Source organism: Labrys sp. LIt4, from assembly GCF_017813775.1.
Taxonomy (GTDB): Bacteria; Pseudomonadota; Alphaproteobacteria; order Rhizobiales; family Labraceae; genus Labrys; species Labrys okinawensis_A.
Map to the genome: position 1 here is coordinate 218689 of NZ_JAGIPY010000003.1, position 13269 is coordinate 231957.

The window sequence follows — 13269 nt, forward strand, 5'->3', positions numbered from 1 at the left end:
TGCGCCAGTGTAGCGTCGGACCCAGCAAAAGTGCTGCCAAATTTCCGTCACATTTCAACACTTGCTGCTGTCTGAGCATGGCTGCGCGCAAGTTTGTGCCGCCGGGAACCCCGGCCCCGTCTTGACGAGATCACCCGCAGGGTATCCTCATGCCGCCTAGAAAGGCGGGCCCGCTGGAGTCGCGGCGGGAGGTCGAGCGGCAGGGAGCGAAACAATGAAAGACGATGATGGCTCGATCCGGCTCGACCAGGTCGACCTGCGCATCCTGGCGCGCCTGCAAGCCGATGCCCGCGCCACCAACCAGGAACTTGCCGATGCGGTGGGCCTGTCGCCGAGCCCCTGCCTGCAGCGCGTCAAGCGTCTCGAAAAAGCCGGCGTAATTTCGAGCTACCACGCCAGCATCGACATCGCCAAAGTCTGCCGCCATGTCGACGTCATCGCCGCCGTGACCTTGAACAGCCATGGCCTCGACGATTTTCTCGCCTTCGAGAAGATGGTGATGGCCATGCGCTATGTGGTGGAATGCACCAAGGTGAGCGGTCCGATCGACTATCTGGTTCGCTTCGTCTGCCCCGATATCGGTTCCTATCAGATGCTGTCGGACGAATTGCTGAAGCTCGGCCCCAAGATCGGCAATCTGTCGAGCTATATCGTGCTGAAATCGACCAAGCCGTTCAAGGGCGTGGCCCTCGACGATCTCGTCGCTCCACAGCCCCGCTCCGTGCTCCGCTTGGATTCCGCCGCGAAAACCGCTACCCGGCAACTGGAGTGAGTCCATGAGAACCGGAAAAACATGTCAGGCATTCACCCCGAGGTGAACGACGCATCGGCCCCGCTTCCGCGGCGGGACAATTCCCGCTTCCTGATTGCCGGCATCCAGATGCCCGTGCCGGTCACCGGGCAGAACATCGCGGCGATGGCGGCCCAATTGGAAAAGGCGGTCGCGCTCTATCCCGGCGTCGACATGGTGGTGTTCAGCGAACTGGCCGCGCACGGGCCCCTGCACGCCTGTGCCGCCGCCGATCCTCGCGCGGACGAGGCCGTCTTCCAGGCGCTGGCTGCCAAGCATCGCATCTGGATCATTCCCGGCAGCGTTTTCGTGGAGCGTGAAGGCAAGACCTACAACCATGCGGTGGTGATCAATCCTGCCGGCGAAATCGTCGGCCGCTACGACAAGATGTTTCCCTTCATGCCGTTCGAGGCGGGTGTGACGGGCGGCAGCGAGTTCCTGGTCTTCGACGTGCCGGACGTCGGCCGTTTCGGCCTGTCGATCTGCTACGACATCTGGTTCCCGGAGACCACACGCACCCTGACCTCGGCGGGCGTCGAGGTGCTGATCCACCCGGTACTGACAGGCACGACCGATCGGCAGGCCGAACTGGCCATCGTCCAGGCTACCGCGGTGATGTTCTCCTGCTACGTCTTCGACGTGAACGGTCTGGATGGCGGCGGTGTCGGCCGCTCGCTCGTCGTCGATCCCACCGGCGTGGTGCTGCATCAATGCGGCCAGGCCACCGAGATCTTCCCGATCAACATCGACCTCGGGCTCGTCAGGCAGGTTCGCACCGAGGGAGCCAATGGTCTCGGGCAGGTGCTGAAATCGTTCCGCGACAAGAATGTCGTGCTGTCGACCTATGCCGACAATGGAAGCTCGGCCTATCTCGACAGCCTCGGTCCCCTGGTTCCTATGCGCAAGCGCAACTGGGCCTGAGCGGTTCAGAGCATCTCCAATCCCTGCTTGCGGCGCGGCGGCGAAAAGGCGGCGTCGAGGCTGCTGTGATCGGCATCGCTGAGCTTGATCGCCAGCGACCCCAGATTCTCCTTCACCCGTTCGGGATGACGGCTCTTGGGAATGGCAACGATTCCGGGCTTGTCGAGCACCCAGGCGAGCGCGATCTGCGCGGGGGTCGCCCCATGCTCGCGCGCTATCGCTTCCAGCACCCGGTTCCTGGCCAGCGCTCCCTGCTCGATGGGGGAATAGGCCATGATCGGCATGGAGCGTTCGCGGCAATGGCCGATCAGGTCGTACTCGATCCCGCGCCGCGTCAGGTTGTAGAGTACCTGGTTGGCCTGACAGTCCGGGCTGAGTGCTTCGACCTCCTGCATGTCATCCACGTCGAAATTGGAAACGCCCCAGCGCAGGATCTTGCCGGCCTGCTTCAGTTCGCCGAAGGCCGCGATCGTCTCCTCTAGCGGCACGGAGCTTCGCCAATGCAGGAGATAGAGGTCGAGGCGGTCCGTGCCCAGCCGCTTCAGGCTCTCCTCGCAGGCGCGAACCGCCTGGCGGCGGCCGGCATTCGAAGGCAGGACCTTGGAGACCAGATAGGTCTGATCGCGCCGTCCCGCGATCGCCTGTCCCACCACCTGTTCGGCACCGCCGCTGCCATACATCTCGGCGGTATCGATCAGGCCAATGCCGAGGTCGAGCCCTGCGCGCAAGGCGGTGACCTCCGCCGCAGCCTCACGCCTCTGCTCCCCCATCCCCCAGGTTCCAAGCCCGAATACGGGCATAGCGGAACCATCCGGCAGCCGGGTGGTGGGAATGTTCGTCATGGCGGACTCCTCGAATTGGCGCCGGGGACAGGACGATCCCCGACGCGGTGGCGATCCTATCGCCCGTTCCGCCGGATTTCGACCCCTGCTCCCGATCATGCGCATCACGCCGCCCCAAGAGAGGAAAATCGACACGGAATGCGGTGACCACCCCGGTGTCCGGCCCCGGTTTTACCGATTTCCCATACCTCTTTGCGGTAGATGGGGAAGAAAAAAGGAGTGAAGGAAAGGCCATGCCGGCGCCCGAAACCGGCGGGCCGTAAACGCCGCTAAACCACTCAAGGCCTCTCCTTACGTCATCTGGCACCGTGACGGCGGCATGACAGCTACGTCTCCTGGCCGCATGGTGGAATGGATTGCTACTTTCGATCGAGGAAAAAATCGATTTTCCTGCATCACCCTAAAAATACCCCGCAAATTTGCCGGTCTGCATTTTGAGATCGATTTCATTAAGTTGTCTCGGAGCAATCTACCTTCCACCCGAACGACCCCAGTGAGCTAGGCATCCATGAAAGAGCCGAAAGACCCGGCCATCGCAGCGGCACTCGAATATGAGTTCGCCACGCATGACGCGATAGCCAATCTCAGGGACCGCAGATCCCCGGCAAAGGTCAAGGCCTGCCTTCGCTGGGCCGATGCCCTGTTGCAGCTCGAAGCCCTACCCGAATCCGATCATCGCCGCGCCGGCGATTTCCTGGCCATGCGCGGCAAGATTCCGATCGAGGCCCGCAGGATCATCACCGATGCCATGGTGCGCCTGGATGCCGCTGCCATGGCGGCCGAGTGCCGCTTCGCCAAGACGCAGACCAAACACTGATCCCCGATACCGTCGAACCGTCTCTGAACGCACCGCGCGCTTGCCGCCCGCGGTGTCGTTTTATTTGACGGTACGCGATCGTGCGACAAGACAGGCAGCAGAGATCGGAATGTCGGGACGACCGGACCGGCCTAGAGTCGTCGTGAGCCCATCATGATGACGAAAGGACGAGCCCATGCCTGGCCATCCCCGCCCCCAACCCGTTTCCCCGCCTGCGCCTGCTTCTTCCGGTGGCGACCGGATCGCCGCCTATGACTGGGAAGGCCTGGCGCAGGAACTCGACGATTATGGCTGCGCCGTATTGGGCGGCCTGCTCTCGCCCGAGGAATGCCGGGGCATTGCCGATCTCTACGATCAGGAACGGCATTTCCGCAGCCACATCCATATGGCCAGGCATGGCTTTGGCCGAGGCGAATATCGTTACTTCGCCTATCCCTTACCAGCGCTGATTGGTGAGCTCAGAACCGCGCTCTATCCCCGCCTCGCCGCCACCGCCAATGCCTGGAACGAGCGCATGGGAATCCAAGAGGCCTATCCGGCGGCCCATGCCGATTTTCTGAAGGCCTGCCATGCGGCCGGCCAGAACCGGCCGACCCCATTGCTGCTGCAATATGGGCCCGGAGACTTCAACTGCCTCCATCAGGATCTCTATGGCGACCTGGCCTTCCCGATCCAGGTCGCCATTCTCCTTTCGCAGCCCGGCCGCGATTTCACCGGCGGGGAGTTCGTCCTCACCGAACAGCGGCCCCGCATGCAGAGCCGGGTCGAAGTCGTGCCCTTACGCCAGGGCGATGCCGTCGCCTTCGCCGTGCACAATCGGCCCGTCCAGGGCAGCAGGGGCTCCTATCGCGTCAATCTGCGCCACGGTGTAAGCCGTGTTCGCTCGGGACACAGGCACACTGTGGGCCTGATCTTTCACGACGCCCGATAAGACAGCACCGGGGAGACGAGAAGCGCCGCCTTCCCGCAGATGGCGATCAGGGTTGTGCCGAGGCGGAAGAGCGCGGCACGATTTCCTGGCCGTTGGGTGCAGCTCCCAAGCGCTCCACTCTCACTACGTCGCCGGGATAGACCGGATCGGCTTCGTTCGCCTCAATGGTCTGCGTCTTGTCCCCGACCCGCCGGATGATGGCAAAGGTCAGCTTGCTGTTGAGGTTGCCCATCTGGGAGACGACAGCCTGCGGCGCCTGCACCTCGGCGTTGTAAACGAGCCCCTGTGTCGTGGTCGTCTTTTCGGCATTCACGGAGATCTTGCCCCGTACATCGGAGATCTCGGTCAGAATGTCGTTGCGCCGCTTGTTGTGCAGGTCGACGACATCGCGTTCCGCCTTGGAGATGTCCTGCTGGGCACGCAAGATCAGCAGGTCGATATCGAGGCGATTGCTTTCGAATTGCGAGACGTTCTGATCCAGCGCCAATTTGCGCGAGGCGACGGCCAGGCCTTTGGACACCAAGCCGTTGACGTTATCCAGTTCTTCCTTGGCCAGTTCGAGCTGGCGCTGCAGCGACTGGCTCTTGGCCTTGAGGGATTCGATCTCCGAACCGAGCAGCTTCTTGGTCTGGTTGATCGCATCCTCCTGCGAGCGCAACGCCTGCTTGCGCGCTTCGAACAGGAGCTGCTCCTCCTTCATCATCTGGGCGACCTGCGGCGTATCGGCCTGGCTCATCAGGTCCTTGGGGAAGGTAATGGTATCGCTGCCCTGCAGCTCGGCATCGAGGCGCGCCTCGCGCGCCAGCAGCCCCAGCCTTTCCACCGCCAGGGTCCTGAGATCGCCGCGATTGACTAGGCTCTCCCGCTGGAAACTGAGGAGCCCGAAATCGGAGACGCGCAGCACGCCTCCCGCCGTGCTGACGGCCTGGAGCACGGTAAGGCCGGGCTTATAGGGATATTGTCCGGGCGTGGTCACCATGCCCAATATATAGAAGGGCCGGTAGGTCGACACTTCCACCGAGGCATCCGGCCGGTTGGAGAGCCCGATGCTGGCCTGCAGTTTCTCACCGATCAGGACAGACAGGTCGCCCGTGCTCTTGCCTGCCGCCGGCACCTCACCAATGAGCGGCAGGGAGACGTTGCCGGACGCGCCCACCACGAATTCGCCGGTCAACGCGGCCCATTCATGCACCTCGCTGGAGGAAGCCCGCCAGTCATAGACTCTGATCTTGAGCTTGTCCTCCGGACCGAGCAGATAGGGCTCCGCCAGCGCCGTCGTTGCGATACCCACCGTGGCGACTGCCGTGGTGAGCACGGCAATTGCCAGGCGACGCAGGCCGGAACGTCGTGACTTGCGGGAAAATGCGGCCCTGTGAAATGCTTCGAAACTCATGAGGCTCAATACCGTCCTTCAATGAACGGACCTTGCGGAAAGGCCCGATCCAGTCTGCTCTGAAATAACGCAGCGACGCTGTCACATCGACTATGCCTGCGCGCTCTTTTCATGCACGCGCCGATCGACATAAGCGCGCATCTTCTCGGTGAAGACTTCCTTGCCGAAGCCTGCCGCATGGGCCGTGATGGCCGAGGGATCGATATCCATCGCTTCCAGACGCTCGATGGCATCGATGATGGCTTCCACGCTCTGTGTCTGGAAGAACACCCCGGTCCTGTCGGCAATCACGGTTTCCGTCGCTCCTCCCCGCCCATAGGCGATCACGGGACGCCCGCTGGCCATCGCTTCCACCGGCACGATGCCGAAATCCTCCTCGCCAGGGAACACCAAGGCACGGCAGCGGGCATAATGGTGCTGCAACGCGCCGAAGGGTTGCGGTCCCAGGACCGAAACGGTCGGCCCAGCCATGGCCTTGACCTTGGCGAACATCTCGCCGCCGCCAATGATGACGAGTTTCTTGCGGGTTCGGTTGAATGCCTCCACCGCGAGATCCGGCCGCTTGTAGCGGACCAGCTCCCCCACCATCAGGTAGTAGTCTTCCAGTTCGGACGCCTCGACGGGACGGAATGCCATCGTATCGACGGGAGGGAATATGACATCTGAATCGCGTCGATAATAAGACTGGACGCGCCGGGCCACGGTTTTCGAATTCGATACGAAATGATCGACGCGTGACGCAGAGACCGCATCCCAATTGCGAATGTAATGCGCGATCGGCGGCATCATCATGCGCGTGAGGAAACCGCTGCGCTCGCGATAGTCATGGAACATGTTCCAGATGTAGCGCATGGGCGAGTGGCAATAACAGATATGAGTCGCATCGGCTGGCGGAACGATGCCTTTGGCCGGCCCGGACTCGCTGCTGATCACCAGGTCGTAGCCGCGGAGGTCGAGATTTTCGAGGGCCATCGGCATCAGGGGCAGGTAGGACTTATAGAGGCGATGGGCCGCGGGCAGGCGGTCGATAAAGGATGTCGACACCTTGTGCCGGCGGATCACAGGCGACACGGCATCGGCCCGATAGACATGGGTGAAGATGTCTGCCTGCGGGAAAAGCTCGCAGAGCGCCTCGATGACCTTTTCGCCGCCGCGCATGCCGACGAACCAGTAATGTACGATTGCAACTCGCATTGCACCAATTCTTCCTGCGGGGCCCAAGTCGAATGCCCGATTCAAAGCACAAATACAGTTTTCGTCGTCCGCTCCCAAGCATTCGGACGTACGACGAAGGGGGTAATACGCCCCATTCCGCCAGAGCACGAAACGCCCGGCAAACTGCGACGGGGGTGACCGCAAGCGTTGCGGATTAGCATGTGCCGGCGGGCCACGACGTGCGTTCTAGCACACATCCCGCCCGGGTGAGGTATTGGCCATTTTTCGCCCGAAACCCGCCAAATTCCTAGTGAGCCCCGCCATGATTGCGCTTTCGGTACTATCCATTCCCTCCCTTCGAAGGCCCACCCTATGGCGCAGATGCCTCCCCGGCGGCGCCGAAAGCATGGCAGTCCTATTCGAGAGTCTAAGATCGGCTAACACTACCCCTCCCCGGGGTAAGGAAAAATGCGGCCACGATGGGGAGAATTAAGCCAGCCAACCTTCCAAAGAGATAGACGTAACCCCTTTCCGTAACGCGGCTTCCGCCTACCCCTACCTCTTAAACCGTATGGAGTAATTCAAACTCTATCCTTTTTGTATAGGGGTATGCCGCCAACTCACCGCAACGGTAGGTACCAACCCCCCCAAATTCCAACAGCTCTAATCCTTGATTTCCAACACAAAATTCAGCAATTCAGGATCAATAAATTCATCCAAATCAAAACACGTTTCGGCTTGTTTTTTAAGAACGTCGGCAAAAACTTCAAAACGCCGTACCAAGTCCGATTTTGTTTTGGCTGCCGCAGCGCAATATGCTGAACGGCAGTGCCACCCGGGATGAATACCATAACGTAATGCAGCACTCTGACCGAGGCGAGAGATGGAAAACTTGGCTAGCTCGAACAATCTTAGCCGTATACCCGGCAAAGACGATGCTTCCTTGTTCCAATCAAATAGGCAAAAAAGCGGCCTATCCCTGGAATTGGCAAGAGGAGGCAAGCGCGTGCTCGATATCGTCACTGCCTCGGCTGCACTCGTCTTCCTAATGCCACTTTTCGTGCTGCTGCTCGGAGTGCTGCTCGTCCTTCAGGGCCGGCCGATTTTCATTCGGCACAACCGCGTCGGACGTGGTGGCGCACTCTTTCCCTGCCTGAAGTTCCGTTCGATGGTAACCAACTCGGACGAAGTGCTGCGCGAGCACCTTGCTGCCAACAGTGCTGCCCGCCAGGAATGGGAAGAGACCCACAAGCTCAAGAACGATCCGCGCATCACGCCGCTCGGCCAGTTCCTGCGCAAGTCCAGCATCGATGAGCTGCCCCAGCTCCTCAATGTGATCCGGGGTGACATGAGCCTTGTCGGCCCGCGCCCGATCGTCCGCGACGAAATGGTGCGGTACGGCGCCCATATCGAGGACTATCTCAAGGTGCGTCCCGGCCTCACCGGCTTGTGGCAGGTCAGCGGTCGCAGCGACGTGTCCTACCAGCACCGCGTCAGCCTCGATGTCCGCTATGTGCGGGAATGGAGCCTGTGGAGCGACATCGTCATCATCCTGAAGACGATCCCCGCCGTACTGCGTCCCTCCGGCTCCTATTGAGCTTGGTTCAAGAGTCGGCCGCAGTTCAAGCGATCGAATAACTGTCAGCCTTGCGCCCGAAGCACCACCGACTTCGGGCGTTCTTTTTTTGACTGTTGTGGCTTGTCTCGGCCGACATCCCGCACGCTGGTCCTCAGGTTGCTTGCATCGAAGGGGAATGCCTGCGATGAACATCGACACACTGCCGCAGTCGAGCGCAATTGACACGGCTCCCGCCCCACGAGCTCTTTCGGCCACCATGACCGAGCCGCTTTCCTTTGCGATCAACGGGCGTTTCCTCACCCAACCGGTCACCGGCGTGCAGCGTTATGCGCGGGAAATCACCGCGCATATCGACGACCTCCTGCAGGAGCAGGGAGGACGAGCCAGCCTCTATTTGCCCGGCAGCAGCGAGGCGCCTGCCTATCGGGCCATCCAGACCAAGCGATCCCAGCGCCTGCGCGGGCATTTCTGGGAACAGATGACGCTGCCCACGCTCGATCGTCGGTTCCTGCTGAATCTGTGCAATTTGGGACCCGTCGCACGCCGCAGGCAGATCGTCTGCATCCATGATGCGAATGTCGCGAATATGCCGGCGAGCTACAGCAAGGCATTTCGCGCCGTCTACGGCACGCTCCTGCCGCTGCTGGTCCGACGCGCCGCCGCGATCACCACCGTCTCGCATTTCTCGGCGGGCGAGCTTGCGCGCCATCTGCCGATCGCTCGCGAAGACATTGTCGTTCTGCCCAATGGCCACGAGCATGTCTTTCGCTGGAATGCATCCCGCTCCTCGATTCGCAGCAAGCACCGGTTCGAGCGTCCCTATGTCTTCATCATCGGCAGCCGCGCCCGCCATAAGAATGTCGCCATGGTGCTCGAGCTCGCCGAAGCCCTTGACGAACTCGGCATCGACATTGTCGTGACCGGCGGCCAATCCAGCATTTTTGCCACGGAAGAACACGGGATTCCCGCTCCGAATGTCCGGTTCATGGGCTTCGTCGACGATGACGACCTGGCAGCCTTGCTGCAAGGCGCGCTGTGCCTGCTGTTTCCCTCCTTCACCGAAGGGTTCGGTCTGCCGATCATCGAGGCCATGGCACTCGGCTGCCCCGTGATTTCATCCGATCGGGCCAGCATGCCGGAAGTATGCGGTGAGGCCGCCTTGCTGGCGCCGCCCGACCAACCCGCGACCTGGCTCCGGCATATCCAGAGCCTGGCCTCCTCCGACACTTTGCGCTCCGCCTTCGTCGAACAGGGGCGCAAGCGTGTCGAAGCCTTTTCATGGCGAAAATCGGCCCAAGGCTATCTCGACCTCATCCGCGAGAGGCACGCCGGAAAAGCATGACATCTTTTTTGGAAAGTCATGCCATCGCCGCAACATGTTTTCGGTATGTGATTTGAGCTTGGCGCGCTGCGAACGCCAATCGGCCAAACCTTTCGTGATCATGACCAATAGTATTGCGAGCCAAGCATTGCGACATTCCTTCCCTAACTCTATAAGCGCGGCATTCGACCTGAACTCTGCACTGCCGGCGCGGAACTGGTCGCGCGGCAGCGCTCTGCTTCCGGGCTTTCTACAATGTGAAACGTTCGAGCGCGCTCGAACCGGATCGTTGGGATTGCACGCGGTCCCGTCGTTCTAATGTCGCCCTGTTCATGGATTTTGTTGAAGGTTCGAGGCCGCTGACATGCTCTATCTCAGGCCGCTGAATGATCAGCCCACGAGTTTCGGCTTGCGCGACATTCTCGTCGAGATCATGCGCTATGCCCGGGGCCTGGTGCTGTGGTTCATCCTCTGCGTCGTCGCCGCGATCATCTATATCGTCAGCACGCCGCCGGAATTTTATGCGGCCTCCTTCGTGATTCTGGAGCCGAGAAGCTCGTTCTCGAGTTCCCAGGGGGTCGATCCCGGCCTCCTGCAGACCAACCTCGATAATTCGCAGATCGAGAGCCAAATCCAGATCGTCAAGTCCGAACGAGTTCTGCGCCTGGTGTTCCAAACGCTCAATCTGCAGAACGACCCCGAGTTCGTTGGTCCGCTGCCGGCCCAGGGCGTGACGCCGGATCTGGTTAAGCGTCACGACGCGGCCGCCTTCGCCACTTTCAGCGACCGCGTCACGGTGCGCCGAATCGGCCAATCCCTGGTGCTGGAGATCGGCTACCGGTCGAAATCCGCGACCAAGGCCGCCTCGATCGCCAATTCGATCACTGCCGCCTTCATCCGCGACCAGATCGACGCCAAGTCGCTGTCGATGCAGCGCAACAATGAATGGCTGCAGGGGCGCATCGACGAGATCAAGGGCCAGCAGCAGGCTATCGAGGAAGCTGTACGCAAGGGCGTCCTGCCTGACCGCCAGTTCTCGGCCTCCGACGCCCGGATCATCAGTTCCGCGGCCGAACCGCTTTCCAAAAGCTTTCCGCAAACCAGGCTGATCCTGCTGCTGGCAGCTTCGTTCTCCCTGCTGACGGGCCTTGGCGCGGTCAGTATCTTTCATACGCTCAACCGCACGCTGCGGGCCAAGCGGCATGTCCAGCGGGAGCTCGGTCTCAATTGCATCGGCATCATCCCCTTTGCGACCGACAAGCGCGGCGCCGGCTTGCCGCACAGTTTCGCGGATTTCCGCCGGTATCTGGCCAGATTGCCAAAAACGCTGGTGGAAGCGATCAAATCGCTGCGGCTCAAGCGGCGCCAGGCCAGTTCGGGTGAGAACTACTTCGCCTATGCGATCTCGCAGGCCGGCATGCTCTCTCCCTTCGCCGAAAGCCTGAGAGCCGTGCGAACGGCGATCATGGGCAAGGAGCAGAGTTCCGGGGCGCGTGTCATCGGCATTGCATCGTGCCTGCCCCATGAAGGCAAGTCCACTATCGCCGCCAACCTGGCTCACCTGTTTGCCGCGAGCGGCCGCCACACCATGCTGATCGACTGCGATCTACGCGACGACGCGCTGAGCCGCCACTATGCCCCTGACGCCCGCTACGGGCTGAGCGAAGTTCTGCAGCAGCGTGGCAAGCAGATCACGGCGTCCGCGATCAACCTGGCGCCTCGACTCGACTTCATTCCCGCGAACAGGGCCGGCGGCTCGGTCGATATCGATCTCTTTATCGGCTCATCCGTCATGCAGGAACAGCTCAAGGCGCTGAATGCCTATGATTGTGTCATCGTCGATCTGCCAGCCATGAGCCTGTCTTCCGACGCCAAGGCGGTAGCGCCACTTCTCGACACGATGATCTTCGTCATCGAGGCAGGCCGCACCACCAGCGACGACGTGACGGAGGCGCTCGATACCCTCCAGCAGGCCAATGGCAAGGTGATGGGCGCGGTGCTCAACAAAGTGCCGAGGCGCGACTGGCCAGTGCTCCTGCGTCGCCCGCGTTCCTGACCCGAAATACCAAGTTTATCGCGACGTCGCTTCCTTGCGCAGTACTTTTCAGGAAGCCTGATTCGTCGTTTCGCCGTCTTTGCGATTTCCGGGAGCCCCCCTCTTGGGAGGAGCGGGCTCACCCGACCGGCGCGACAAGGAAACCGGCCGGCTGCCCGGAAAAACCTATCGATGTCGGCGGCAATACCATTTGTCGCCGCCACCACGCCAATCGGCGTCTCTCTCTACCCCAGCCCTCGCCGCGATCCAGCTCGGGGTACCGCCTTCGAATTAGATAGTACCTAAATCGGTCCCACCTTCCGCTCACGAGCTATCAACATTGCTAGATTGAATTGGAGCAGAGCTTGCAACATTCTGCAGGTGCTCATGATGGCATTGCAGTGCTCTAGACCAAGGAAATACCGGACTGAATCGCCGAGGTGGCGGCAATTCACAAGTCTTTCCTTCGCGGAACATCCTGCTTTTGCCAGGCATGACCAGCGGATAACGGGCGAATTCATGATCCAGGGGACGTTTTGTTCAGTCCGGCATCCCCGGCAGTAGTTGGCTGCCCTTTGGCTAGAGTTCGGTCCTACCCTGTCCGTCCATACGTTTTGTGAAGTGTCCAAATTGCGTCCGATAGATCTATCTTCCTCGGTGCCCTTGAGGCAACCTGGTCAATCATATGGCACCACCATGGTAGTAAGCAGTCCACCAGGACAAATCGCCATCGTCAATAATAAGACATTACAGCGCGACTGCTTAAGTCGCGTCTTGGCGGTAGAATTTCCTGAACGAAAAATTCTTCCATTCGCCAGGCTGGACGAATGGAATGCCGCCGCGGACAAACACGAAGAAGTTTCGCTTGTCATCATCTGCGAGGGTGAGGCTCCGAGTGATCTGTCCTCCCTGGCCGCAGCAACCGCGCATACCCCGCCGGCTGCTATCATCATCCTGTCGGACTCCGAGGATCCCGCCAGCATTTTCAGGGCTCTCGATCTCGGTGTGAAGGGCTACATTCCCAGCACACTCGGCGCCGAAGTGGCGATCGAGGCAACGCGGCTAGTCATCGCCGGCGGGGTCTTCGTGCCCGCCGCCAGTCTGATCCGGGCCGCGTCCGAGCCTTCCCTCGCTCGCCAGGAACAGCCCGGCCGAAACTATCCGCGCATTTCCCCACGGCAATTGTCGATCATTGCAGCCGTCAGCCGAGGCAAGTCCAATGCCGCCATTGCGACGGAGCTCAACCTGCGCGAGAGCACCGTCAAGGTCCACATCCGCAACATCATGAAGAAGTTGAAGGTGAAGAGCCGCACGGCAATTGCGCATAAATCCCGCGAAATCCTGCGCGCCGAGGGTTATGAGCTCCATAATGCAGCGGACATGCAACGCCTGAGCCTGGATATTGCCCGGTCTTCTTGACGAGGGGCTGCTCTTCGTCGGCGAGTGTCCGGCCAGGAAGCCAGGGGGAAGAACGACGGCTCCGTT

Annotated in this window: 12 protein-coding genes; 8 read left to right on the forward strand and 4 right to left on the reverse strand. The window is 60.9% G+C overall.

Features of this window, described 5'->3' with window-relative positions; translation table 11 throughout:
- The first annotated feature begins 214 nt into the window (after positions 1 to 214).
- Positions 215 to 772, forward strand: a complete 558-nt coding sequence (locus tag J8I29_RS06950) for an Lrp/AsnC family transcriptional regulator (protein ID WP_105865075.1) — start codon at positions 215 to 217, stop codon at positions 770 to 772.
- A 21-nt stretch (positions 773 to 793) separates the two neighbouring features.
- On the forward strand, positions 794 to 1711 hold the full coding sequence (locus J8I29_RS06955; RefSeq protein WP_209431086.1) for a carbon-nitrogen hydrolase family protein: 918 nt from the start codon (positions 794 to 796) through the stop codon (positions 1709 to 1711).
- 5 nt (positions 1712 to 1716) lie between these two features.
- On the opposite strand, the gene J8I29_RS06960 is transcribed toward J8I29_RS06955, so the two are convergent.
- On the reverse strand, positions 1717 to 2553 hold the full coding sequence (locus J8I29_RS06960; protein WP_209431087.1) for an aldo/keto reductase: 837 nt from the start codon (positions 2551 to 2553) through the stop codon (positions 1717 to 1719).
- A gap of 508 nt (positions 2554 to 3061) precedes the next feature.
- On the opposite strand from J8I29_RS06960, the gene J8I29_RS06965 reads away from it, so the two are divergent.
- Positions 3062 to 3370 carry a hypothetical protein gene (locus J8I29_RS06965; RefSeq protein WP_105865077.1) on the forward strand — a complete coding sequence of 103 codons (309 nt, stop codon included), beginning with the start codon at positions 3062 to 3064 and terminating at the stop codon, positions 3368 to 3370.
- 175 nt (positions 3371 to 3545) lie between these two features.
- Positions 3546 to 4301, forward strand: a complete 756-nt coding sequence (locus J8I29_RS06970; RefSeq protein ID WP_105865078.1) for a 2OG-Fe(II) oxygenase — start codon at positions 3546 to 3548, stop codon at positions 4299 to 4301.
- Positions 4302 to 4347: 46 nt separating this feature from the next.
- On the opposite strand, the gene J8I29_RS06975 is transcribed toward J8I29_RS06970, so the two are convergent.
- The 3 genes from J8I29_RS06975 to J8I29_RS06985 all read right to left on the reverse strand — a co-directional run bounded on the left by J8I29_RS06975 (position 4348) and on the right by J8I29_RS06985 (position 7851).
- Complete coding sequence (locus tag J8I29_RS06975) at positions 4348 to 5694, reverse strand: polysaccharide biosynthesis/export family protein (RefSeq protein ID WP_209431088.1); 1347 nt, start codon at positions 5692 to 5694, stop codon at positions 4348 to 4350.
- Between the two features lie 90 nt (positions 5695 to 5784).
- Positions 5785 to 6888 (reverse strand): glycosyltransferase, encoded by a 1104-nt coding sequence (locus tag J8I29_RS06980; protein WP_209431295.1) that lies wholly within the window; start codon positions 6886 to 6888, stop codon positions 5785 to 5787.
- Between the two features lie 624 nt (positions 6889 to 7512).
- Positions 7513 to 7851 carry a hypothetical protein gene (locus J8I29_RS06985; protein WP_181161356.1) on the reverse strand — a complete coding sequence of 113 codons (339 nt, stop codon included), beginning with the start codon at positions 7849 to 7851 and terminating at the stop codon, positions 7513 to 7515.
- Between the two features lie 4 nt (positions 7852 to 7855).
- On the opposite strand from J8I29_RS06985, the gene J8I29_RS06990 reads away from it, so the two are divergent.
- From J8I29_RS06990 to J8I29_RS07005, 4 genes are all read left to right on the forward strand, one after another.
- The gene (locus tag J8I29_RS06990) at positions 7856 to 8446 is read left to right on the forward strand and encodes a sugar transferase (protein ID WP_348535987.1); all 591 of its coding nucleotides are present in this window, start codon (positions 7856 to 7858) and stop codon (positions 8444 to 8446) included.
- Between the two features lie 166 nt (positions 8447 to 8612).
- A complete protein-coding gene (locus J8I29_RS06995; RefSeq protein ID WP_209431090.1) occupies positions 8613 to 9770 on the forward strand; it encodes a glycosyltransferase family 1 protein in 1158 nt (385 codons plus the stop codon).
- 343 nt (positions 9771 to 10113) lie between these two features.
- Positions 10114 to 11805, forward strand: coding sequence for a cellulose synthase operon protein YhjQ/BcsQ (locus tag J8I29_RS07000; RefSeq protein WP_105865083.1), 1692 nt, complete (start codon positions 10114 to 10116; stop codon positions 11803 to 11805).
- A 753-nt stretch (positions 11806 to 12558) separates the two neighbouring features.
- On the forward strand, positions 12559 to 13203 hold the full coding sequence (locus J8I29_RS07005) for a response regulator transcription factor (protein WP_209431091.1): 645 nt from the start codon (positions 12559 to 12561) through the stop codon (positions 13201 to 13203).
- Positions 13204 to 13269 lie beyond the last annotated feature (66 nt).